Source organism: Nocardiopsis sp. NPDC006832 (assembly GCF_040635885.1).
Taxonomy (GTDB): Bacteria; Actinomycetota; Actinomycetes; order Streptosporangiales; family Streptosporangiaceae; genus Nocardiopsis.
In genome coordinates this window covers 29,674-53,934 of the sequence record NZ_JBEYLC010000022.1, presented here as the reverse complement: position 1 = coordinate 53,934, position 24,261 = coordinate 29,674, and the positions used below count along the sequence as shown (strand labels likewise).

Genomic DNA, 24,261 nt, shown 5'->3' with positions numbered 1-24,261 from the left:
GGCGATAGCGCCGGGGCGCCTTCGCCGTTCACAGTGGTAGGTGTCCATGGCGATACCAGTTGGAGGAACCGTGCTCATCGGTGTGCCCCGCGAGATCAAGAACCACGAGTACCGAGTCGCCATCACCCCGGCAGGGGTCCATGAACTGACCGGCCGAGGGCACGAGGTCTTCGTCGAACACGACGCGGGTCTGGGTTCCTCCATCACCGACGAGGAGTACCGGGAGGCCGGCGCCACCATCCTGGCCACCGCCGACGAGGTGTGGGCCACCGCCGACCTCGTCCTCAAGGTGAAGGAACCCGTCCCCGCCGAGTACCACCGCATGCGCGAGGGCCAGACCCTCTTCACCTTCCTGCACCTGGCGGCCTCGAACGAGTGCACCGACGCGCTGGTCGAACGCGGGGTCACCGGCATCGCCTACGAGACCGTCCAGTTGCCCGACGGTTCGCTGCCGCTGCTGGCGCCCATGTCGGAGGTGGCGGGCCGGCTGGCCACACAGGTCGGCTCGGTGACCTTGCAGCGTTCCGCCGGTGGTCGTGGGGTCCTCATGGGCGGGGTCCCGGGGGTGCGACCGGCCCGGGTCACGGTGATCGGCGCCGGTGTGTCCGGGTTGAACGCCGCACAGATCGCCGTGGGGATGGGCGCCGAGGTGACGGTGCTGGACCTGAACGTCGACAAGCTGCGGCACCTGGACTCCCTGTACCAGGGGCGGATCAAGACGGTGGCGTCCAACCGCTTCGAGGTGGAGTCGTCGGCCCTGGAGTCCGACATGGTGATCGGCGCGGTGCTGGTCCCCGGCGCCAGGGCACCGAAGCTGATCTCCAACGAACTGGTCGCCCGGATGCGCCCGGGCGCGGTCCTGGTGGACATCGCGATCGACCAGGGCGGCTGTTTCGAGGACTCGCGTCCCACCACCCACGACGATCCCACGTTCACCGTGCACGACACGGTGTTCTACTGCGTCGCGAACATGCCGGGCGCGGTCCCCAACACCTCCACGCACGCGCTCACCAAGGACACCCTGCACTACGTCGTGGCACTCGCGGACAAGGGATGGAAACGGGCCCTGCGTGAGGACCCGGCCTTGGCGGCCGGTCTGAACACCTTCGGCGGAGAGGTGGTCTACGCCCCGGTGGCGGAGGCCCACGGCCTCAAGCACCGTGCCCTGGACGAGGTCCTCGCCCACTGATCCCTGTTCCCGTGTCCGGGGTGAGACACCCGACGTGGGCCCGACCCGAGAGGGACGAACCCGCTCCGACCCGCACAAAGCCCGTACCACCAGGGAAACCTTCGTCCACAGGGTGAGCCGTACGGGGTGGTCGGGCGGGTCCGGCGGGGGTACTGTCTCTTCGTGTGCGCGGTCGCATGGGTTTGCATGAACACTCATCAATCACCCCCGAACCACTTCGCCAACGCGACGGCTCGGCCACCGGGTCAGGGACCGTTTCGCCCCCTGATCCGGGCAGAGGAGTTTCCCGGTTCGTGCCACCCCCGCTCCCGGAGGTGGCTAGCGTTGGATTCGAACACAGGGATCGAACACGATCAAGGGCAGGGGTGGCAAGCCAGTGGTGGGCACCGATCAGCGGGGTGTGCGGTCGATCGCGGACCCCTATCCGGTTTCGGGGCCCACCGGGGTGGCCGTGCGCACCCGCCTCAAGCACCTGACTGCTCAGGATGAGAAGGTGTTGCGTCTGGTCGGCGCCCATCTGGGCTCGCTCGCCGCCGCCGACCTCAAGGCCCGGTGCGCCGATGGCCTGGATCACGACAGTGCGTCGTGGGCGGAGCGTAAGCGGGCGTTGACGCCGGAGTCGTCTTCGCGGTGGGCGGGGTCGATCACCAAGGCCACCCACGACCAGTGGGCCCTGGCCCGGCGCGGCCAGGTGGCGCACCTGCGCTCTTTGGAAGCCGGGATCGCCACGATCCGGCACCGGTTGTCCTTGCCGGTCGGGGCCAAGGGCATCAAGAAGAAGCCCGGTGGTTACCGGTCCCGGCAGGAGTGGCACGCCAAGTCCCGACGCCTGGCCACCCTGCAAGACCGGCTGGCCACGGTGCGGGCCGACTTCGAGGCAGGGAAAGTCTCCGTGGTGCGTGGCGGTAAGCACGTGGCCCGTCACCGCCACCATCTCGATGCGGTTCAGCTCACCGAGCCCTCATGGCGTGAGCGGTGGCAAGCGGCCCGCTGGTTCTTCCAGGCCGATGGGGAGTCCGGCAAGCGGTTCGGGAACGAGACGATCCGCGTCACCCCTGACGGTGAGGTGTCGATCAAACTCCCGGCGCCGCTCAAGGAATGGGCGAACGCCCCGCACGGCCGGTACCGGCTCTCCGGGACGGCCGTTTTCGTCCACCGGGGCCGGGAGTGGGCCAGCCGGGTGGCGGCGAATCGGTCGGTGGCCTACCGGGTGCACCTGGATGTGGATCGTGGGCGCTGGTACCTGACCGCCTCATGGCAGATCGCGGAGCCATCGCAGATCCCCCTTCGGTCCGCCCTGGCTCAAGGGGTGATCGGGGTGGACATGAACGCCGACCACCTGGCCGCCTGGCGTTTGGACACCCATGGCAACCCGGTGGGCGCACCGCGCCGGTTCGACTACCGGTTGTCGGGCAGCGCCTCGCATCGTGACGCCCAGGTCCGCCACGCTTTGACCCGGTTGTTGCGCTGGGCACGGGAGTGCGGTGTGCGAGCGATCGCGGTGGAGGATCTGGACTTCACCGACTCCAAGACCCGGGAGAGGCACGGCCGTAGGAAACGGTTCCGGCAGCTCATCTCCGGGATGCCCACCGGCAGGCTCCGTACTCGGCTGCTGTCGATGTGCGCTGAGGCCGGGATCGGTGTGATCGCCGTTGATCCCGCTTACACCTCCAGGTGGGGTGCTCAGCATTGGCAGAGGCCGCTGACCGGTAGGAAACGAAGGACTTCCCGACACGCCGCCGCCGCGGTGGCGATCGGTAGGCGCGCTCTGGGGCACGCGATCCGGTGTCGGATGGCACCGCCCCCGCATCACCGGAGTGATGGTGCGGGGCATCGGACCGTCCAGACCGGGCCACGTGGCCCAGGGCGTGAGGGAGACCGCCCCCGCGCATCCGGACCACGGACACGATCCGATGGGGCCGGGCGCGGGCCGAACGCGGTGGACCAGAGCGCCCAAGACCGTTCGGGGTGCTCGGCCGAGCATGTGCAACTCATACTCGGTCTCTAGGAACGGTACCGTCGAAAGTGGGTCCTTCCCCGTGGCGGGCCCCTTGCCCGAGGCCCGAGCAAAGGTGGACTGTAGTGACGCACGCCGGAGCGGTGACCGTGACCCGCATCGTCGAACTCGAACTGGTGCGGCTGCGTCCGTCTCTGGCGGGGCGAGGCGCGGGCAGCGCCGCCCCCGTCCTGGTCCGGGTCTCCGACGGCGAGGTGAGCGGTTGGGGCGAGGTGCCCGGTGCCACCCCCGGGCAGTGGGACGCGCTGGCACGGGTCTTCGCACCCGCCCTGCTCGACCACTCCTGGCGCCGGCCGACCGAGGTGGTGGAGGCCTTCGCCGACCTGCCCTGGGATCCCGCGCTGGTGGGCGCGTTGGACACCGCCTGTTGGGACCTGTGGAGTCGACAGCGCTCGACCCCGCTGGCGCACGCCCTGGCCGGGTCGCGCACCGCGCTCACCGCGGGGGTGACCCTGGCCCGGCAGGTGACGTCGGAGTCGGTGATCACCGAGGTGAACCGTCAGGTGGGGGCGGGTTTCCGGCGGATCAGGTTGGAGGTCCAGCCGGGCTGGGACACCGACGTGGTCCGCGCGGTACAGACCAGCTTCCCGTTCATGGTGCTCCAGGTGGACGCGGGCGGCCGGTACACCGAGTCCCCCGAGGACCTGGACGCGCTGCGGTCCCTGGACGCCTTGGGGCTGGTGGCCATCGAGGACCCCTTCCCGGCCGACGACCTCGCCGCGCACACCCGGCTGTCCACCGAGCTGCGAACACCGGTGGCCCTGAACCGTTCGTTGTCCTCGTTGGAGGACCTGGGCGAGGCGATCCGGGCCGAGGCCGGCGGCGCGGTCAACGTGGATCCGGCCCGGCTGGGCGGGTTGACCGCGGCCCGTCGGGCGGTGGACATGGCGGTGGACGCCGGTTGGCCGGTGTGGTGCGGTTCCTCGGCGCGGACCGGGGTGGGCCGCGCGGCGACGGTCGCGTTGGCCTCACTGGCCGGGGCGACCCTGCCGGTGGAGATGCCCGGCGCGGGCTCTCGCGGTCGCGATCTGGTCGTGCCACCGGTGCGCGCGCACGACGGGGTGGTCCCGGTGCCCTTGACCGCGAGCGGTCTGGGACACGAACTCGATCCGACGACCCTTCGCTCCTTCACCGCCAGGACGCTGCTGTTGGACTCCCCACGGGCCTCCGATCCGGGCACGACCTGGCGCCCGGGCGGCCCCGAACACAATTAACCGAACACCGTTAGGTAGAGTGGCGCGCACCACAGCGGGCCTCGGTAGGCAGGCCCGGCCCCCAACCCGAACGTGGAGGCGTCGTGCGCGTATTCGCCGACATCAACGAGGTCATCTCCGCCCAAGGCGAGTCCTTGGGCGTCACCGACTGGGTCACCATCGACCAGAGCCGTATCGATGGATTCGCCGACGCGACCGAGGACCACCAGTGGATCCACCTCGACGCCGCCCGCGCCGCCCACGGCCCCTTCGGCGCCACCATCGCGCACGGCTTCCTGTCGCTGTCGCTCGTGGCGCACTTCTCCCAGCAGATCTTCCAGATCACGGAGAAGCCCAAGATGTCCATCAACTACGGGCTCGACAAGGTGCGCTTCCTCCAGCCCGTCGTCGTGGGCTCACGCGTGCGCGACGCCGTGGAACTCATCAAGGTCAAGGAGACGCCCAAGGGCTACCTCGTCTCCAGCCGGCACACCGTGGAGATCGAGGGTCGGGAACGGCCGGCCCTGGTCGCCGAGACCTTGGGGCTGTGGGTGCCCTGACCCCCGATCCCCCTGTCTCAGCGGGCGATACGGCTCAGGGCCCGGCGGACCAGGCTCGGGGTGAACCAGCGCAGCTTGCGTTCGGCGCGTTCGGCCCGTCGACGCATCCGGTCGCCCCGGTCCGTGGCCTGCCGCAACTTGGCCCGCAGACGCTCCACCGACTCGCTCTCGCGACCGGTGGGGGCCTTCTCCTCCAGTTCGGCCTCCTCCGGGCCCAGGGACGCGATGACGCCGGTCGCCGGGGTCCAGTGGATGCCGAACACCTCCTCCACGAGGTGGTCCAGGTCCTTGCCCTCGGCCTCCGGGTCCAGGTGACGGGCGCGCTCGAAGGCGGCCACCCGCTCCAGCCGCAGCACACCCTCACCGGCGCGCAACGCCCCCGGCATCGGGGAGCACAGAAGTCCGGCGCCGGACCGGTCGCAGGCCATGACGAGTTCCGCCAGGGCGTCCGGGGTCGGCGGCGGCCCCGCCTCCAGGTACAGCCGGAACGGCACGCGCGGGTCGGTCTCCGGCGGCGACTCCACGAAACGCACCCGCGGGTCCCCTCGGAAGGTCTCGTGCGCCAGGCGCAGGTCGAGGAACTCCTCCTCCAACGGCGGGCGGCGGTCGTTGTGCAGTCGCGACCACGGCCCCACCATCCACAGACGCAGGTCCGGGGTGGAACCGGACAGCAACGCCCCGGCGGTCTCGTCGACCTCCTCCAGGGTGCGTTCGGCCACGTCGAGGACCACGTCCACCAGCGGCACCTCCCACTGGCGTTCCGAACGCTTGCGGCGCAGGTGGAAGTCGGGCACCCGGTTGGACACGTACGGCATCCGGTAGCGGGTGCCCGCGTCACGCTTCTCCTGCATCTGGGAACGCCCCAGGTGCCAACTGCTGCTGTCCAGGTCGGGCACGAACACCGCGCCGCGCTGGGCCAACCGGTGCCCGAACTCGCTGTCGCCGCCCAGGACCATCTCGGGGTCCATGCCCCCCGACCTCAGGTACAGGTCGCGGTGCAGCGACCCGGTGGCGCCGACGTAGACCTTGAACCCCTCGTGGCCCGCCGAACGCAGTCGGTCGGTCCGTTCGATGAACCGTTCCACCCAGTGCGGGTCGGCGCTCTCCCGGTCGAAGAGCGTGTCGCCGCGACCCGCCGCGACCTCCTCGTACACGTATTCCGGGACCATCGCGGTGGGGTCGAAGTCGACGAACAGCTTGTGGCCCAGCACCACCGTGTAGTCGGCCAGGTGGTGCCAGCGCAGCTGGGACTCCACGTGCTCGCGATGGACCAGCATGTCCGCGTCCAGCCGCAGGATCACCTGCCCCGTCGCGGCGGCGACACCGGTGTTGACGGCGTGCGCCGACCCCCAGCCACCTTCGGCGGAAGGGATGACGCGGGTGTTCTCGGGACGTATCCGCGGCGGGGTGAGCGGTTCGGGGCTGCCGTCGTCCACCACGATCACCTCCATGAGGTGCGCCGGGTAGCTCTGCGCGGCCAACGACGCCAGCACCAGGGCGAGCTTGTCCGCCCCCTCATGCGCCGGGATCACCACGCTCACCGACAACGTCGGCGTCCACTCCCCCAATTCGGGGACGTCCAGCACGGTGTAGTCGTTGCGGTGGATCCGGGGCCGTTCGGGCGTCCCGCCGTCCGGTGGGACGACTCCGAGCAGCGGCGCCGGTCCGGTCTCGTCGTACGCGGAGGTGTTGTCTGCGGTGGTCAACGGTGGCCTCCCGTGGTGGTCGGTGTCGTCGTGCCCGGTGTCCCGTTCACGTCAGGTCCCTCGATGCGGGCCTGGACCGGTGCCCGGGATCCGAGCAGGGGATCCTGTCCGCCGCCCATGGGCTCGGGTGTGCCCTCCAACAGGGCGCTGGGCCGCCAGCCGGACCACTGTCTGCTGTTGCGGCGCAGGAAGTAGCCCATGTCGGCGGACCAGGTGTGCCCCTCCCCCGCGCGGCGCAGTAGGTAGCCCAGGCCGTGGGTACGGAAGATACGGCCGCCGTTGCGGCGCACGGCCAGCAACAGCTGGCTGTCGATCGCTCGGGGCAGCGGCCGGAACCCGCCGACGGCGTCGAGCACGGAGCGGTCGATGACGATCGTGCTGCCCACCACGTCCGGAGAGGGCTTCTCCGTCTGGTAGCTGCGCCACACCGTGATGTCCAGTTCCTGCAGGTAGACCAGGTCCTGGGTGATGCCGACGAGGTCGGCGCCGGAGTACCGGCGGGCCATGAGCATGTCGCCGAGGTGTTCGGGGCCGTACCAGTCGTCGTCGTCCCACTTGGCGATGACCGTCCCCGAGGCACGGTCGGCGGCGTCGTTGAGGACGGCGCCGAACACCTGGTCGGCGGGGGCCTCGTGGACGGTGAGCGGGATTCCGGTGGCCTCGAACTCGCGTAGCGCCGACCGCACCACGGGCACGTCGGCGGTGAACCCGTGCATGGCCAGTACCAGCTCGAAGCGGACACCCCGTTGGCGGGCGATCTGGGCCAGCGCGAAGCCCACCAGTTCCGGTCTACGGGTGCAGAGCAGCACCGTGACCAGGGGTTCGGGTGGCAGCGGGACACCGGCACGTGCGGCCAGCGCACGCCAGCGGACCGATTGCGAGTGGGTGCCCAGGGCCGCGCGGCGCAGCCGGACGCTGTGCTCCTCGCGGGTGAGGGGGTCGGCGAGTTCCCTCTCCTCCACCGCGGTGAGCAGTTCGACGAGCGGGTCTCCGAGGTCGGCCGCCCATACCGGGACGGGCCGACCGATCAGGGGTACACCGGCGGCGGCCAGGGAGGCCACCGTGCGCACCGCGGCGAGCGGGCCGGAGTGTCCGGTCCAGTCGATCCGGATGCCGCGCAGGTACCGGAGCCTGCCGATGTCGAGGTCGGTGACGGTGCCGTCCTCCGGCAGGACGCACAACACCTTCTTGTCTTCGAGGATGACGGCACGGTCGCCGTGGGCGGTGAGGTCGCCCATGGGGCCGCCGGCCTTCTTGGTGAAGCCGATGGGGTTGACGGTGTACTCGTCGACGGGTGGGACCCGGTGTGGATCGGCCTCCCCGGCCCCCGGTGGAACGGCCCTGACGATGGCGGACCAGGTACGGCCCGTGGTCGCCGGGATGTCCAGGTGGGGGACGACGGGGTCCTCCCACTCGGGCAGTCCCACCTCGTCGGTGCGCAGGACCAGGTCGGACTTGGGCGAGACCCGACGCAGCGGAACCGGGCCGGTGGCGCTGACCCCGGTGGCGGCGATGTCGCCGGGCCGCCACAGGGACCCCTCGTTTCCGTGGAGGCCTGCCAGGGGCACGGTGCGCCGGCCACGTCGTCCCCCTCGGACGCCGTGCACGACGCAGTCCATGGCCAGGGCCGTCTCGACGGAGTTGGGGAAGAACAGTTCGCACACCCACCCGCGCTTGCCCATCCGGCGCACGCGGGCTTCGAGGAGGTCGTTCCACTCGTCGATGCCGGGCGGCGAGGGCAGGAGCGGGCCCTGGTGACCGGGGGTGTCGATCACGGAAACGAGCAGGTGCACGGTGCGCGGCAGCGCGGTGGCCGCCGTCAGGACGCGGCGCAGGTCGGTCAGACTGGCGGCCACGACCGCGACCAGCCCGGCGGTCCCGGCGCCCTCCTCCGGCCCACCCCCCTCGTTCTCGATGTCGGAGACGGGCACCAGGTCGCCCATGCGGTGGGCGTCCAGGTCGATCAGGCGGTCGCCCGGGCGCAGTCGAAGCGTGGCCAGTTCACGCCTGGTCGTCGTCGGGTCACCGGTGTGGCAGAGAACGGCGGGTTCTTCACCGCGGATGCGTAGGGCCTGACGGACGACTGATGTGATCATCGGGCAACCTTGGGCGTAGCGGGCAGGTGAGGCCCTTGAAGACGGACCGAACCCAGCGTGCCATAATTGTCACCGTATGTGATTATCGCAGGCGGTGTGTCGCCGGAGCGAACACGGCACCCGATCGGGGCGGACACGACCGACGTGCCCACCCCGATCCGTTCTCAGCGCGCGATACGGCGCAGCAGCCGCCGTCCCACCCCCGGAGTGAACCAGCGCAGCTTGCGTTCGGCCCGCTGGGCGCGCGCCCGCTGCCGGTCGGCGTCGACCAACGCCTTCTCCAGACGCTGTTCGAGGACCTCCACGCTGGGCTTCGAGGCCTCCTCGGTCTCCTCCTCCACCACGGCGACGAAGCGCTCCCCCGGCATCCAGTGGGTGCCATGGGTCCGCTCGACCGTCTGGTCCAGTTCCTTGCCGGTGGCCTCGGGCTCCAAGTGGAGCGCCCGAGCGAACGAGGAGGCGCGCTCCAGGCGCAACACCCCGTCACTGGCCTTGGTGGCACCGGGCAGGGGCGCGCACAGCAGCCCGCAGCCCAACTTGTCGATCTCCTTGATCAGGTCTGCCACGGCCGTCTCGGTCAGGGTGGGCCCGGCCGCCAGGTACAGGCGGTGCGGCACGCGCGGATCGGTCCGCGGCGGCGTCCCCACGAACTTCACCCGGGGGTCGCCGCGGAAGGTCTCGTGGACCAGACGGACGTCGAGGAGCTCTTCGTCCAACGGGGCGCGGCGGTCGTCGTGCAGCCGCGTCCACGGACCCAGCAGCCACAACCGCAGGTCGGGGGTGGAACCGGACAGCAACGAGGAAACGGTCGTGTCGACCTCCTCCAGGGTGCTGTCGGTGGTGTCCACGACCACGTCCACCAGCGGCACGTCCCATTGGCGGTCCGGACGCTTGCGGCGCAGGTGGAAGTCGGGCACCCGGTTGGACACGTACGGCATCCGGTAGCGGGTACCGGCGTCGCGACGGGTCTGCATCTGGGTTCGCCCCAGGTGCCAGCTGCTGGTGTCCAGGTCGGGCACGAACACCGTTCCGCGCTGGGCGAGCCGGTAGGCGAACTCGGTGTCACCGCCCAGGATGAGCTCGGCGTCGAGTCCGCCCGCGGCGTCGAACAGCTCCCGGTGCAACGACCCGGAGGCGCCGATGAACACCTTGTAGGCCAACCGTCCGGCGGTTCGCAGCCGGTCGTGTCGGTCGATCTGCCGCTCGATCCAGTGCGGGTCGGCGGTCTCCTTGTCGAAAAGCCGGTCCGCGCGGCCGGCCGCGACCTCCTCTCGCACGTGTTCGGCGGTCAGGGCGGCGGGGTCGAAGTCGACGAACAGCTTGTGCCCGAGGACGGCACCGTAGTCGATCCGGTGGTGCCAGCGCATCTGGGACTCCACGTGCTCGCGGTAGACGAGCATGTCCGAGTCCAGCCGCAGGATCACCTGGCCCGAGGACGCGGCGACACCGGTGTTGACGCCGTGCGCCGACCCCCAGCCACCTTCGGCAGAAGGGATGACGCGGGTGTTCTCCGGGTGGACCGACGGCAGGGTGAGCGGTTCGGGGCTGCCGTCGTCCACCACGATCACCTCCATGAGGTGCGCCGGGTAGCTCTGCGCGGCCAACGACGCCAGCACCAGGGCGAGCTTGTCCGCCCCGCCGTACGCCGGGATCACCACGCTCACCGACAACGTCGGCGTCCACTCCCCCAGTTCGGGGACGTCCACCACCGAGTAGTCGTTGCGATGGACGCGAGGCTGGGCGGACAGGTCCACGGTCCCGCGCGGCAGCGCGGACACGATGTCCGTCGTCGTCACGGTCGGCTCGGTGATCGAGGCGATCGTGTGCTCTTCGGTACTGGTCAAGGTTGTTCCCCCGGGTTCGTCGTGGCCATGACCGGCTCCTCGTGGACCTCGGTCGGTCCACCCAGCGGGCGAGGTTCGCCTTCGAGCAGGACGCTCGGACGCCAGCCGGCCCACTGTCGTGCGTAGTTGTGCAGGAAGTAGGCCATGTCCTCGGACCAGGTGTGTCCGCCGCCGGTGCGGCGCAGCACGTACCCGAGCCCATGGGTGCGGTGGATACGTCCCCCGCCCCGGGACACGGCGATGAGCAGTTGGGTGTCGATGGCGCGCGGTAGTGGCCGGAAACCACCGGTCTCCTCCAACACCACGCGGTCGGTGAGGATGGTGCCACCGGCGATGAACCGGGTGGCGGTCTCGGACTCGCGGCTGCGCCACACCATGAGGTCCACCTCTTGGAGGTAGACGAAGTCCTGTCCGGTGCCGACCAGTTCGGCCCCGGAGTAGGTCCGGGCGAGTACGAGGTCGGCCAGGTGTTCGGGCCCGTACCAGTCGTCGTCGTCCCACTTGGCGATGAGGTCACCGGAGGCGCGGGCGACGGAGTCGTTGAGCACCGACCCGAAGATCTGGTCGGCGGAGGCCTCGTGCACGGTGATCGCCAGACCGGTGTCACGGTAGGCCTGGATCGCCGAGAGCACCTCGGGCCGGTCGGCGCCGAACCCGTGCAGCGTCAGCACCGTCTCCAACTCGACCCCGCGCTGTCGGGCGATCTGGGCGAGCGCGAAGCCGACCATCTCGGGGCGTCGGGTGCACAGGATGACCGAGATCCGGGGTGCGGGTGGCAGTGGGATCCCGGCCCGCGCGCCGAGCGCGCGCCAGCGTGAGCGCAGACCGTGTGTGTAAAGGGCGGCGCGGCGCAGCCGGATGCTGTGCTCCTCGCGGGCCAATCGGTCGGTGAGGTCGGCGTCGGTGGCCCCGGCCAGGAGTTCGGTCAGCGGCGTGCCCAGACCGGCGGCCCAGGAGGGCACGGGGCCGGCGACAAGGGGAACGCCCCCGGCGGCCAGGGAGGCCACCGCGCGGACCGCCGCCGTGGGGCCGGTGTGCCCGGACCAGTCGACGCTCACCCCGCGCAGGTGACGCAGGTGGGTCAGGTCGACGTCGGTGACGGTGCCGTCGGCCGCCACGGCGACCAGGTCCTTGTTCCCCTCACGGATGACGGCGCGGTCCCCGTGCACGGTGAGGTGTCCCAGGGGCCCCTTCTCGGCCTTGGAGAACCCGGTCGGGTTGACGGTGGTCTCGTCGATCGGCGCCACCAGGTGGGCGGGCGAGACGGTGACCCGAGCGGCCGGGCTCTGCTCGGCGACGACCCGCTCGGCGCGAGCGCGACCGTCGGTCCCGGTGAGGGCCTCCCAGGCGTCGGCCGTGGTGGCCGCGCGGTCCAGCACCGGGACGGTCTCCTCGTTCCACTCCGGGGCCGCGTCGTCGTGCACGCGCAGGGCCAGGTCGGCGACGGGGGTGACCCGACGCAGCGGGACGGGGCCGGTCGCGTCGATGCCGTGCGCGCCGGTGTCGCCAGGCCGCCACAGCGAGGACTCGGGGCCGCTGAGCGCGGTCAGGGGTGCCACCATCGGCCCGCGTCGGCGGCCTCGGGTGCCGTGCAGGACGGAGTCGAGGACCTGGGCGGTATCGATCGCGTTGGGGAAGAACAGTTCGCAAACCCAACCGCGCTTGCCCATCCGCCGCACCCGCAGTTCCTGCAGGTCACGCCATTGGCCCATGCCCGGTCCCGCGGGCACCGGCGGGTCCTGGTGGCCCGGGGTGTCCAGGAGCGCGACCACCACCTGCACGGTCCGGGGCAGGTGCACGGCGGCGGTCAGGGCCCGGTTCAGGTCGGTGGGGGTGGCGGCGACCAACGCCACCAGCCCGGCGACGGGTTCCACCTCCGCGCCTTCGACGGAGTCGATCCGGAGCGGTTCGCCCAGAGGATGAGCGCCCAGATCCACGAGCAGGTCCCCGGGCCGCCGAGGCGCCCCGGACACCTCCCGGAGTGTGTCGGCCCCACTGTGGCAGAGCACGGCGGGCTCTTCGCCACGTGCGCGCAGGGCCTGCCGGAGGACGGTGGTGATCATCGGTGACCTTCTCGGTTCTGCTGCGGATCGGGAGAATGGGGGACGCTCGGGGGAGGGAGGATCAGGGTGTACGGGTGAAGACGTGCGCCCCCTTCTCGGTGGCCTCCTCGACGCGGGTCAGCTCGGGGTGAGCGGCCAGCCACCGGTCGCCCAGGGCGCGTTCCTCGTCGCGGTCGGCGTCGTCGAGGACGAACACGGCGGAGTCGGTGCAGGCTGGCAGGAGCGCGGGAACGGCCGGGTGGCGGGCCTCCGGTCCGGTGGCCGCGGGCGGGCCGTCGACGAAGACCAGTCCGACTCCCTTGAGGTCGCTCAGGGCCTCGGTGTCGTACCAGGGCACCTCGGCGGACACCCCGTCGGCCAGTTCCGCGGGTACCGGGGTGAGCGGCGCGTGCCGGACCTCGACGATGTCCTCCAGGGCGTGGGTGGCGACCAGGGCGCGGCTGAGCTCGGCGTAGCGCGCGTCGTGTTCGATCGCGACCAGACGACCGGCCCCCGCCTTGCGCAGCGCGTAGCCGATCCACACGCTGGAGGAACCGCTGCCGCACTCCACCACGAGTTCGGGACGGTCCCGGTCGATGACGCGGACCAACACCCGTAGCACGTCGGGGGAGGCGGCCCAACCGCGCAGCGGCGGCATGAACGGGGCCACGTCCAGGTACTCGCGCAGCTCGGTCCAGGCGACCTGCTGCTCGTAGTCGTCGCGTCCGCTCCGCACACCGGCGCGGGTGATCTTGTGGATCGCCCGGGGCAGGGCGACGTCGCGCAGTTCCTTGACCTCGGCGCGCACCCCGTCGAGGGAGCGGGCCAGCTCCAGCCGGTCCTGCCCGAAGAGTTCGGTGACCTGGCCGGTCTGCGTGCGGACCGACGTGGACAGTTCCAGCACCGATCGGCGCAGTCGTGACAACCCCACGGCGAGGCCGAGCATCGCCACGCCCAGGAACAGGACCGTGACGGCCAGGACGGCCTCGCCCCAGGTCACCAGCCCCAGGACGCCCAGGGCGATCGGGGTCGCGACGGCCGCCAGACCGAGGAGTCCGACCACGGGCAGCGATCGGCGAATTTTCTTCTTGAGGGAGCTCATGGGGGTTACCTCCGCGAAAGGGGTGCGGCGACCGACGCGCGGATCAGCACGCGGAACCGTTCGGAACCGCATCAGCGGGGAAGGCCACTGTGCGTCTTCGACATTAACGCCTTGAAAGAGCCCGGGGGTGCCGAGTATGCGCATCCGAAACCCAGGAGAGCGTCAATTACCGCATCGTTCACCGGACGATCACTCCGATATCACCAAAGCGTGTCCGGAATTTCTGGAAAGGGATTCCGAAGTGCCACGGAAAACCGTCGGATCGGCATGAAGCCAGCCCGGAACACCCTCGGACGTCATCCGGGCGAGGTCGTCGCGACGGGGCCCGGGTCACCAATCCGTGGCCTCCAACAGCGCGCTCTCCACCACCGGGGTGAGGGTGGCCGCGTAGGTGGCGGTGATGTGCGAGTGGTCCCAGTAGACCAGTACGTTGCCCACCACCGCGTCACAGGCGCCGTCCGGACACACGTGTTCGGTCAGGTCCAGCAGGGTGACGTTGGGTGGCAGCTCCTCCAGCTGCGCGGCCGGGTCGACCTCCCGCAGGCTGCGCGAAACGGGGCTGGTGCACTCCACCGCTTCGGTGGACTCCAGGCACTCCGCGCCACGGTAGGGCAGTCGGGGCAGGTCACGCAGGCCGATCACGTCGATGCCCAGGTCGTTCAGGTGCCACCACATCTCCGTGTAGCCCTCTTGGACCACCTCACGATCGGCGAACGCCCTCGTTGAGGACAGCAACACCGCGTCGGGGTTCAGTTCCTCCAACTCCGCCAACGCATCGGCCTTCCACACCTCGCATTCCTGGAACACCTCCCCATCCCGGGTCGACGTGGCCAGACCGAACGGACAGCCGCTCTTGGTGAACGACACCAGCCGCCACCCGTGCTCGGCCGCGACCTTCTCCACCGCCGGATACCAGTGGGCGGTGCGCGACGCTCCCACCAGCGCCAACGTGTGCTCCGCGTCCGCCGGCCCCCGATCGCAGACCACCAGTTCCTCGACGACGAGGTTGACGTGGCAGCCCTCCTGATGGTGGGAGGACAGGTCCCCCTGGGCGTCCTCCGGGGCCGGGCGTACCGGCACGTCGGGCAGTACCGTCAGCAGGTCGGGCTCGGCGACCACCCGCGCGCCCGGGTACGTCTCGGGTTCGATGACCTCCTGCACCCGTTCCACGCGTTCCCCCTCCAACCGCTGCGACCACGACTGCGCGACGATCAGGACCGGAACCAGGAAGAGCACGGCGATCATGACCGACCATCCGGGCCCGCGACGGTGTTCCGGTCGGGTGAGGCGATCGACGCCCCCGTCCACCACCTGATGGGTGATCCAGGCCAGCACGAACGAGGCGCCCAGGATCGCGGCCCCTCCCATCAGCGTGGCCGTCTGTCTCCCGGTCACCTCCAGATAGCAGACCAGGATCGGCCAGTGCCACAGGTACAGCCCGTAGGAGAAGCGGCCCACCGACATCAGCGGCTTCCAGGTGAGCAGCCGATCGGCCCCGAACCTGCTGCCTGTGCCACCGGCCACGATGACCAGCAGGGCCGCGCCGGTCGGCCACAGCGCGACGTACCCGGGAAAGAGCGTGGAGACCTGGAGGAGCAACCCGCAGGAGACCAGCGCCACCAACCCGAACCAGCCGAGGAAGATCCTGACCCGCGTGGGCACGCGCAGCTCCGTGATGACCAGGGCGAGGATCGCGCCCAGGGACAGCTCCCACAGCCGGGCGCCGGTGTCGAAGTAGGCCCAGGCCTGGTCGTGGGCGGTGATGTACACCGAGTAGCTCAGGGAGAGGGCGAACAACGCCGTGACCAGCACGAGCAGGCTCCGGCGCAGCGGCAACCCCATCCTGGTGGCCATGAACGCGGCGACGGTGACCAGCACCGGCCACAGCAGGTAGAACTGCCCCTGGATGGACAGCGACCAGAAGTGCTGGAGGGGGCCGGCGGCCGTCTCGCGGGCCAGGTAGTCGACCGCGTTACCGGCCAGGGTCCAGTTCTCGTGGTAGAACGCGGCGGCCCGTACCTCCTCCAGGAGGCCCTCCCAGCGTGAACTGGGCAGCCACACGTACATGGCGGCCATGATGGCGAGCAGGACCACCGCGACCAAGGGCACCAGACGTTTGGCCAACCGGGCCCAGAAGGCGACGAACCGGACCCGACCGTCGCGTTCGACGGCGCGCACCAGGGAACCCGTGATGAGGAAGCCGGTGAGCAGCAGGAACACGTCCACGCCACCGGAGACCCGTCCGAACCAGATGTGGTAGACCGCGACCAGGACCACGGCGATGGCGCGCAGCCCCTCGATCTCGGGGCGAAAACCGCCTCCGGTCCGGACGGTCCGCCGAGTGTCGGTGACCGAGGGGATGCGGGGGTCGCCGGGGGTGGGAACCCCGGTCGTGGTTTCACTCATATGCGCAGACGGCCTCGGAAGATCAGGAAGCGTGTTTCACCGAACGAGGCTTCGTGGGCATGGCCATTCGAATTCGACGATGAATTCTCCCCCGGGCCGATGCCACCACGGTGAATGTCGGACGAACACGCGGTCAACGTTCAATCGCGATTCGGGGGCACGCGGGTCAGGGTAGCGGGACCGGACCGAATCACCCGAGATCGAGAATACGGAGGGTTCCTGTCTTAAGGGGCGCCCCGACGGATCCGACGGGAGGATTCGTCGGGCTCCCGGGGTTCACGGGACCTCTGTGGCGGGCAGGGGGGATGAGGAGCATGGGGTCGCCTTCGGACCGGCACGGCAACGACGGTCCGGCCCGATTTTATTCCCGGCCGCCCGTGTCCACGAGCTGACATCGGGGACTCGCTTCCGCTGCTGATAGCTTGCTGGTTAGCGATCCCATCGCTGGTAAGAACACGACGAATATCGTCCTGGAAAGGTGCGTCAGAGTATGTCTGCGCCGTACACGCTTCCCGAGCTGCCCTACGACTACGCGGCCCTTGAGCCGTGGATCTCCGGTCAGATCATGGAGCTGCACCACGACAAGCACCACGCCAACTACGTCGCGGGCGCCAACACGACCCTGGAGAAGATGGCCGAGGCCCGCGAGGCCGGCGACTTCGGGACCGTGAACCAGCTCCAGAAGAACCTCGCGTTCAACCTGGGCGGCCACGTCAACCACTCCGTGTTCTGGAAGAACCTGTCCCCGGACGGTGGCGACAAGCCCGAGGGTGAGCTGGGCGCGGCCATCGACGACCAGTTCGGGTCCTTCGACGCCTTCCGCGGGCACTTCAACGCCGCGGCTCTGGGCATCCAGGGTTCGGGCTGGGCCATCCTGGCCTGGGACGCCCTGGGTCAGCGCCTGATCATCGAGCAGCTGTTCGACCAGCAGGGCAACATCGCCATCGGCACGCAGCCGCTGCTCATGCTGGACATGTGGGAGCACGCCTTCTACCTCCAGTACAAGAACGTGAAGGCGGACTACGTCAAGGCGTTCTGGAACGTCGTCAACTGGGCCGACGTCCAGCAGCGTTTCACCGAGGCCCGCAAGACCCGGCTGGGCTAGCACCTCGAACGAACGTTCTCGTGCGTTCGAACGGGGGAGGGCGGCACCGATCGGTGCCGCCCTCCCCCTCGTCCGGGGGTCGTCTTCGGGGTCCTCGCCCTCAGACGACCAGGGTGTCCGGGTGGCCGACCATCGGACCGTGCCGGTCCAGTTCGCGCCAGGCACGGGTCAGCCGCCACACCATCTCCTCCCGGGTGGCGCGGTCGTAGGACACCGGAAGCCGGAAGTACTCCTCGTGGCACCCGCCGCCCGACGCCGACATCACCGGACCGGGCACCAGGTCGACCTCGTGCGAGAGCGCCACCTGCGCGAAGGCCCGGGCGGCGACACCCGGCAGCCGCACCCACAGCGCAGCCCCACCATCAGGGGTGCGCCACTCCCAGCCGGGCAGGTCCCGCCGCAGCATCTCCTCCATGTGGGCCATGGCCTCGCGCAGGGTCTCCGAACGGTCGTGGGCCAGCGCTTCGTAGTCGTCCATCAAGCGCACCCCGACCGCTTGGTCCAGCAGCGGGCCCGCCAGGTCGGCGAGGATCTTGCGGCGGCTCAACCGCAACGCCATCTCGGCCGGTGCGCGCAGCCACCCCACCCGCAGCCCGGCCCAGGCCACCTTGGAGAGCGAGTCGACGGTGATGACCTCCGCTCCGCGCGGGGCGAAGGCCGCCAGCGGTGGGGGTTCGTCCTCGGCGCGGATGCCGGTGTAGGCGCTGTCCTCCAGGATCGGCACCCCCGAACGCGCGGACAGCTCCCCCAGCTCCCTGCGGCGGACCGCGGACATCATCACGCCGGTCGGGTTGTGGTACGAGGGCATGAGGTACATCAGGTGCGGGCGGTGCTCGGCGATCGCGCGGCGCACCCCGTTCGGATCGATGCCCTGGTCATCGAGGGGCACCGGGATGATCTCGGCCTCGCGGTCGCGCATGAGGTCCAGACACCCGGCGAAGCTCGGGTCCTCCGCCACCACCTTGGTCCCCCGCCGCAGGTAGAGCTGGGCGACCAGGGACACCGCCTGGTGGGCGCCGGTGGTGACGACGATCTGGTCGGGGTGGGTGGGCAACCCCTGGCGTTCGTAGTAACGACAGATCGCCTCGCGCAGGGCGGGCAGGCCGCGCGGGTGGTAGGTGCTCTCCGCCATCAGTGAGGGCAGGTCCTGGGCCACGACCTCGCGGACGGCGCGTTCGACCCCTTCCAGGGCGGGGGTGCGCAGGCAGGAGGCGGAGATGAGCGAGTCATCGGTGCGCAGCAACGTGCCGTAGACGGGGTTGCCGTTGCCGCCGGCGGTCCACCCGTCCGAGATCACCGGGGGCAGGGCGCTGTTGACCCGGGTTCCGCTGCCTTGGCGGCTCTCCAGGGTCCCCTCCTCGCGCAGGTGGTCGTAGGCGGCCACCACTGTGGTGCGACTCACTCGGAGCGCGCCGGCCAACGCCCGTTCGGACGGCAGGCGTTCCCCGGGGGCGAGCGAACCCTGCTCGACCAGGTCTTTCAGGGCTTCGGACAGGCGTTTGTAGAGGGCGCCGGAGCCGCTCGTCCAGGAGCCGAGAAGACCCACGAGCTCATCGGTCCGCCGAACAAGGTCCATTTTTCGCTCCATTGGATCTCGCCATCATGGCCTGCCCTTCCGAGAATGGCATCAAGTTCGTGGATCCACCAGAGCCAAAGTGGCCTCGATCACAGGGTCCACTTGAAGGAGAATCCTCATGAGCACCCTGCTTCGTCGTCGCCACGCCGCCGCCTCCCGAGGCCCCAGGCCGCAAGTTCCGCGTCCGCAAACGACGTTGGTCGAACACCACGTGATCCAGGGCGACCACACTCACCTGGCCACCCTCGCCCGCGCGCTCCGGAACCGGGTCAAGGACCACTCGGGCCACCTGGGAGAGGTCCATTTCCACCACGAAATGGACCGCGTGCATCTGGTTCGGTTGTGGCGGGGGCCCATCGAACTGCGCACCTTCGTGGAGGAGGCCCACCCCGACCTGCTCGCCTACCGCGAGGACAGCGGAGCCTTTCCCACCGTGGAGCGCACCCTGTGGTGGTCCGACGCGGGCGCGAACGTCACCCTGGCGGAAGCGATCGAGCGGTCCTCGCACCTGCGCGGCCACGGCCCCGGGCCGCGCGCCTTCAGCCTGGCCTCCCCGGTCCCGGCCTGACCCCGGCGGCGTCCTCCAGGTAGCGGATCCATCCGTCCACGAAGGCCTCGTGCGTCGACGTCTCCGCCCCGCGCCGCTCCCGCTCACCTTTGCGCGAGCAACGTTCGGCCCTCACCCGATCGAGCGTGAGGGCCGGGAGCCTCACCGCCAGACCCCACTCCCGTTCGGCCACCCACCTCAGGTCGTGGCCCTGTTCCAGGAGCACTTCGGACACACGTTGGATCCGCCCCAGTCGGGCCCGATCCACGTCATCGAGCATCGTGTCCACCACGAACGAGTCCTCGAAGAACGCGATCGTCACCCGAGGATCGATCGAGGCCTCCGCCTCGTCCGCCTTGCGCCGGTATCGATGTCGAAGGTGGAGGAGGAAGATCCCGAAGCCGAGCACCGCGCCGATGGTCTGTGCCGAGTCCCAGAACAGCCACTCCAGGACTCCCAGCCCGCACAGCCCGAGCAGCCCCATGGCATGACCGACCCGCCGGCTCTCCGGCCGGTCCTCGGCCCTGAGCCGGCCCACCGCCTCAGGTGCCTGGTTCAACGCACGCCGGACACCGCGAGCATGGTGTTCCGGCAACCCGGGATCGATACTGACCCGCAGTGGTTCGGGGGATTCGAGCAAGAGCGTCCGCCTTGCCATCTGGGGGATGGGGGGATCCCACAGCTTAGCGTTCGGAGGTCTCGCCCTCCTCGAACCCCGCCGCCTCCACCGCCCGGTCCCTAGTCGTTCTCGGGCTCTGCGGGGGCCAGGGGGGCACCCATGGCGTGGTAGCCGCCGTCGACGTGCATGACCGTGCCCGTGATGGCGCGGGCGGCGGGCGACATCAGGAACAGGGCCGGACCGGCGACCACCGACGTGTCCTTGGTGTCCCAGCCCAGCGGGGAGTGGTCGCCCCAGGAGTCGGCGATCTGGGAGAAACCGGGGATGGACCCACCCGCGAGGGACTTGATCGGGCCGGCGGAGATCGTGTTCACGCGGATGCGGTCCGGGCCCAGGTCACGGGCCAGGTAGCGGGCCGAGTTCTCCAGGACGGCCTTGGCCGACCCCATCCAGTCGTAGACCGGCCAGGCGACGCTGGCGTCGAAGGTCAGCGACACCACGCCGGCGCCCTCGGGGGCCTTGGCGAGCAGGTCGCGCATGCCCACGGTCAGGGCGGCCAGGGAGTAACCGGAGATGTGGATCGCCTTGGAGACGTCCTCCCAGTCGGTGTTGAGGAAGTTGCCGCCCAGCGCGGACTCGGGGGCGTAGGCGATGGCGTGCAGCACCCCGTCCAAGTGGTCCCAGTGCTCACCGATCGCCTCGACGGTGGCCTTGATCTGCTCAGGGTCGGTGACGTCCATCGGCAGCACCGCGACCGGTTCCTTGGGCAGCCGCTTGGCGATGCGCTCGCAGATGGAGAAGGCGCGTCCGGGCGGGTTCGTCAGGATGACGTCGTGGCCCTGGTTCATGGCCTCCTCCGCGATCGCGTAGGCGATGGAGGACTGGGTGGTGATACCGGTGATGAGCAGGTTCAAGAGGTCCCCTTGACGATTCGGCGACTTGCAGTGGAAACGTATCGGCGGATCCACGATTCATCAGTCGTGGAAGCCGACAAAGATTCCAGCCCCCTCTTTGGTCACGCGGCCCACACCGGTGGAACCGGGGCGCGGGCACACCGGCGGAGCCCCGGTCCGTACGAGTGAGCCAGGAATCCACACCGATTCTTTGTGGTCTTCCACGGGTGACCGCGGGGGTGTGATGCGGGCAGAGTCGTAAGCGCGCCTCCCTGGCACGGGTTCGGGGCGTCCCAGCGGGCTTGGCCGCCGCTGGGGCGCCTCGTCATCTCCATGCCCACGGGTCGGCCCCCACACCCCGGAGAACCCCTCACACGGCCGGTTCCGGACGTAATCCGCACGAATCACCACGGGTAGTCTGGCTGCTGGACCACAGGCCCGAGTAACGCGGGAGGCTAGCGGCCGTGTCATCACGCGAGGGTGGGCCGGACGTGCCCGAGGGGACCCCCGGTCCCGATGACGACGGTGCCGCCGAGGAGAACACCCCCTCAGAGGTTCACCACCCGCCCGAGGTGCCGGGCGCCGGCGCGAACGCCTTCGACATCGAGGACGCCGAGCCGCCCAGGCGACGCCGCCGATCCAAGGTCACCGTGATCGTCGCGACCGCCCTGGTCCTGGTCATGGTCGTCGTGATGGCCGTCCCCGTCAGCCGCGACGGGATCCTGGCCCTGTGGTGCGACGTCACCGGCGGGGTCTGCCCCGGCGAGGCGCTGCCACCGATCACCGAGGACGAGGAGATCGACTGGCGGGTGCGCGTGGAACCCGAGGAGGCCGCGCTGTGGGGCAACTACGTGTCCCTGGGCGACTCCTACTCCTCCGGTGACGGCGCCGGCGAATACGACCCCGAGACCGCCGAACCCGGCGAGTGCTGGCGCTCGGAGAACGCCTACCCCAAGCTCATCGAGCAGGAGTTCGACTTCGTGGGCTCCCTGGGGTTCTACGCGTGCAGTGGACACCGCGGCTCGGAGATGCTCGAACAGGTCGGCACCTCCGAGTCCCAGCTCGAACGCGTCACCGAGAACACCTCGCTGGTGACCGTGGGCATCGGCGGCAACGACCTCGGGTTCATCTCGGTGCTGCGCACCTGCATCGTGCGCATGCCCCTCTTGGAGCGGACCGGTTGCACCGACCAGGAGGCCGAGGTCGAGGAGAAGATGGACACGTTCGAGGAGACCCTCACCGAGGTGCTCGGTGAGATCCGCGACCGCGCCCCCGACGCCCGTGTCCTGGTCCTGGGCTACCCGAGGCTCTTCCCGGAGGAGCCGCCCGGCATGTACTACACGCTCTCCAACGGTGACCAACTCTGGCTGAACACCGTCGCCCAGCGGTTCAACGACCGCATCCGCGACACCGCCTACCGGGTGGACGGCGAGGTCTACGGTTCGCGCCAGGTCGGCAGCGTGGAGTACGTGAACGTGTTCAGTTCGTTGACCGGCCACGAGGTCAGCGCGGACGACGCCTGGCTCAACGGCATCGTTCTGGGCGAACTGGGCGAGGGGCTGAAGGTGGACCGCGCGAGCTTCCATCCGACCGCCGAGGGGCAGCGCTCGGTCGCCGAGCGGGTGCGCCTACAGATCCTGGAGGGTCCCGAACGGGTGCTGTACCAGTCCCGCGACCGGTTGGAGAGCGTGTCCCCGGAGAAACTGTCCCGTGAACTCGGTGGTCCGCTGGACCCGGTGAACGGCGAGCCCGAGGACGAACCCGCCGCCGACGAGGGTGCGGAGGAGGCCGCCGAGGCGGACTCCGACACCGACTCCTGACCCGGTTCTCGATCGACGCTCGGACGGCCGGTGGAGGCGGGGGCCGCGAACGGCCCCCGCTCCCCCGTCGCTACTTCTTCTCCGCCTTGAGTTCGGCGATGACCTCGGCGAAGCGGTCCAGACCCCAGTTGAGGTCCTCTTCGGTGATCACCAGGGGCGGCGACATCCGCACGGTGGAACCGTGCGTGTCCTTGACCAGGACCCCGTGCTCGGCGAGCCGCTTGCACAGCTCCTTGCCGGAGGCCAGTTCGGGGTCGACGTCCACGCCGGCCCACAGGCCGATGCTGCGCGCCGAGACCACCCCGTCGCCAACGAACTCGTCCAGCCGGCGTTTGAGGACCTCGCCCAGTTTGCGGGCGTTCTCCAGGTAGGGGCCCTCACTCAGCATGCGCACGACCGTCTCTCCGACGGCCCCGGCGAGCGGGTTGCCGCCAAAGGTGCTCCCGTGCTGGCCGGGCTGGATGACACCCAACACGTCCTCGTCGGCGACCATGGCCGAAACCGGCAGGATGCCGCCGCCCAGCGCCTTGCCGAACAGGTAGGCGTCCGGGACCACCCCGCTGTGCTCACAGGCCCGGATGGTGCCGGTGCGACCCAGTCCGGCCTGTACCTCGTCGGCGATGAACAGCACGCGGTTGTCGTCGCAGATCTCCCGGACCCGGGGCAGGTAGTCCGCGGGCGGCACGATCACGCCCGCCTCACCCTGCACCGGTTCGATGAGCACCGCGACCGTGGTGTCGTCGACGGCGTCCTCGATGGCCTTGGCGTCCCCGTAGGCCACGGAGCGGAAGCCCGGCGTGTAGGGGCCGAAACCCGTCTTCGCCTCCGGATCCGAGGAGAAGGAGATGATGGTGGTGGTGCGTCCGTGGAAGTTGGCGCCCGCCACGACGATGGTCGCCTGGTTCTCGGGAACGCCCTTGACCTCGTAGCCCCACTTACGGGCCACCTTGATGCCGGTCTCCACCGCCTCGGCACCGGTGTTCATCGGCAGGACCTTCTGCTTGCCGACCATGTCGGCCAGGTCTCTCACCCATGGTCCGAACCGGTCGTTGTAGAAGGCCCGGCTGGTCAACGTCACCCGGTCGAGCTGGGCGTGCGCCGCCGCCAGGAGGTCGGGGTTGTGGTGGCCGAAGTTCATGGCCGAGTACCCGGCCAGGCAATCGAGGTACCGCTTTCCCTCGACGTCCGTCACCCAGGCGCCACGGCCCTCGGAGATCACGACGGGAAGGGGTGAGTAGTTGTGCGCCGATCTGGCCTGCGCGAGTTCGATGTGGTCCGAGCTGGAAAGTGCGTGTCCGGCGGGGTTTCCGGCGGAGTCCTGCTGTCCCAGGTTCTGGGTGGTCATCTAGCCGCTCCGATCACCATTGACCGATGTCAGACAGTAGATACCCACCGTGGGGCCGGGTAGAGCCTCCGCGGCGGGATCTCCAAGAGTTGAGCAGATCATCCGGTGAGCACACAAGAGGTGGCCGACATCACCGCGCGCGACCGACGCCCGAAACCCATGTGCGCTCCATGCCGGTACACCGCCTGAGCGGGGCTCTTC

General features: G+C 69.9%; 17 protein-coding genes. 7 read left to right on the top strand and 10 right to left on the bottom strand.

Annotation, left to right across the window (positions count from 1 at the left end; all coding sequences use genetic code 11):
- Positions 1 to 70 precede the first annotated feature (70 nt).
- The 4 genes from ald to ABZ717_RS13085 all read left to right on the top strand — a co-directional run bounded on the left by ald (position 71) and on the right by ABZ717_RS13085 (position 4,959).
- Positions 71 to 1,189: an alanine dehydrogenase gene (gene ald / locus ABZ717_RS13100; protein WP_358509003.1), complete on the top strand. Its 1,119-nt coding sequence runs from the start codon at positions 71 to 73 to the stop codon at positions 1,187 to 1,189.
- A gap of 400 nt (positions 1,190 to 1,589) precedes the next feature.
- A complete protein-coding gene (locus ABZ717_RS13095) occupies positions 1,590 to 3,197 on the top strand; it encodes an IS200/IS605 family accessory protein TnpB-related protein (protein WP_358508946.1) in 1,608 nt (535 codons plus the stop codon).
- 74 nt (positions 3,198 to 3,271) lie between these two features.
- Positions 3,272 to 4,420, top strand: coding sequence for an enolase C-terminal domain-like protein (locus tag ABZ717_RS13090; RefSeq protein ID WP_358508944.1), 1,149 nt, complete (start codon positions 3,272 to 3,274; stop codon positions 4,418 to 4,420).
- A gap of 83 nt (positions 4,421 to 4,503) precedes the next feature.
- A complete protein-coding gene (locus tag ABZ717_RS13085; protein ID WP_358508942.1) occupies positions 4,504 to 4,959 on the top strand; it encodes a MaoC family dehydratase in 456 nt (151 codons plus the stop codon).
- 17 nt (positions 4,960 to 4,976) lie between these two features.
- On the opposite strand, the gene ABZ717_RS13080 is transcribed toward ABZ717_RS13085, so the two are convergent.
- The 6 genes from ABZ717_RS13080 to ABZ717_RS13055 all read right to left on the bottom strand — a co-directional run bounded on the left by ABZ717_RS13080 (position 4,977) and on the right by ABZ717_RS13055 (position 16,155).
- Positions 4,977 to 6,614 carry a glycosyltransferase gene (locus ABZ717_RS13080; RefSeq protein ID WP_358509002.1) on the bottom strand — a complete coding sequence of 546 codons (1,638 nt, stop codon included), beginning with the start codon at positions 6,612 to 6,614 and terminating at the stop codon, positions 4,977 to 4,979.
- 47 nt (positions 6,615 to 6,661) lie between these two features.
- Positions 6,662 to 8,761: a glycosyl transferase family 2 gene (locus ABZ717_RS13075; RefSeq protein ID WP_358508940.1), complete on the bottom strand. Its 2,100-nt coding sequence runs from the start codon at positions 8,759 to 8,761 to the stop codon at positions 6,662 to 6,664.
- A 164-nt stretch (positions 8,762 to 8,925) separates the two neighbouring features.
- Positions 8,926 to 10,557 carry a glycosyltransferase family A protein gene (locus ABZ717_RS13070; RefSeq protein WP_358509000.1) on the bottom strand — a complete coding sequence of 544 codons (1,632 nt, stop codon included), beginning with the start codon at positions 10,555 to 10,557 and terminating at the stop codon, positions 8,926 to 8,928.
- Positions 10,558 to 10,601: 44 nt separating this feature from the next.
- A complete protein-coding gene (locus ABZ717_RS13065) occupies positions 10,602 to 12,668 on the bottom strand; it encodes a glycosyltransferase family 2 protein (RefSeq protein ID WP_358508938.1) in 2,067 nt (688 codons plus the stop codon).
- Positions 12,669 to 12,729: 61 nt separating this feature from the next.
- The gene (locus tag ABZ717_RS13060; protein WP_358508936.1) at positions 12,730 to 13,749 is read right to left on the bottom strand and encodes a class I SAM-dependent methyltransferase; all 1,020 of its coding nucleotides are present in this window, start codon (positions 13,747 to 13,749) and stop codon (positions 12,730 to 12,732) included.
- Positions 13,750 to 14,079: 330 nt separating this feature from the next.
- Positions 14,080 to 16,155, bottom strand: coding sequence for an acyltransferase family protein (locus ABZ717_RS13055; protein ID WP_358508934.1), 2,076 nt, complete (start codon positions 16,153 to 16,155; stop codon positions 14,080 to 14,082).
- Between the two features lie 490 nt (positions 16,156 to 16,645).
- On the opposite strand from ABZ717_RS13055, the gene ABZ717_RS13050 reads away from it, so the two are divergent.
- A complete protein-coding gene (locus ABZ717_RS13050) occupies positions 16,646 to 17,260 on the top strand; it encodes a superoxide dismutase (protein WP_358508933.1) in 615 nt (204 codons plus the stop codon).
- 100 nt (positions 17,261 to 17,360) lie between these two features.
- Here the strand turns inward: ABZ717_RS13050 and ABZ717_RS13045 are convergent, their stop codons facing one another.
- Positions 17,361 to 18,836, bottom strand: coding sequence for a PLP-dependent aminotransferase family protein (locus ABZ717_RS13045; RefSeq protein ID WP_358508931.1), 1,476 nt, complete (start codon positions 18,834 to 18,836; stop codon positions 17,361 to 17,363).
- A gap of 118 nt (positions 18,837 to 18,954) precedes the next feature.
- Between ABZ717_RS13045 and ABZ717_RS13040 the strand changes: the two genes are divergently transcribed.
- Complete coding sequence (locus tag ABZ717_RS13040) at positions 18,955 to 19,404, top strand: DUF3291 domain-containing protein (RefSeq protein WP_358508930.1); 450 nt, start codon at positions 18,955 to 18,957, stop codon at positions 19,402 to 19,404.
- Here ABZ717_RS13040 and ABZ717_RS13035 read toward each other — a convergent pair.
- Complete coding sequence (locus ABZ717_RS13035; protein ID WP_358508929.1) at positions 19,376 to 20,023, bottom strand: hypothetical protein; 648 nt, start codon at positions 20,021 to 20,023, stop codon at positions 19,376 to 19,378. The genes ABZ717_RS13040 and ABZ717_RS13035 overlap by 29 nt on opposite strands.
- Positions 20,024 to 20,121: 98 nt before the next feature.
- Positions 20,122 to 20,916 (bottom strand): enoyl-ACP reductase FabI, encoded by a 795-nt coding sequence (fabI, locus tag ABZ717_RS13030; RefSeq protein WP_358508927.1) that lies wholly within the window; start codon positions 20,914 to 20,916, stop codon positions 20,122 to 20,124.
- A 443-nt stretch (positions 20,917 to 21,359) separates the two neighbouring features.
- On the opposite strand from fabI, the gene ABZ717_RS13025 reads away from it, so the two are divergent.
- The gene (locus ABZ717_RS13025) at positions 21,360 to 22,715 is read left to right on the top strand and encodes an SGNH/GDSL hydrolase family protein (RefSeq protein WP_358508925.1); all 1,356 of its coding nucleotides are present in this window, start codon (positions 21,360 to 21,362) and stop codon (positions 22,713 to 22,715) included.
- Between the two features lie 70 nt (positions 22,716 to 22,785).
- Here ABZ717_RS13025 and rocD read toward each other — a convergent pair whose 3' ends face one another.
- The gene (gene rocD, locus ABZ717_RS13020) at positions 22,786 to 24,060 is read right to left on the bottom strand and encodes an ornithine--oxo-acid transaminase (RefSeq protein ID WP_358508924.1); all 1,275 of its coding nucleotides are present in this window, start codon (positions 24,058 to 24,060) and stop codon (positions 22,786 to 22,788) included.
- Positions 24,061 to 24,261 lie beyond the last annotated feature (201 nt).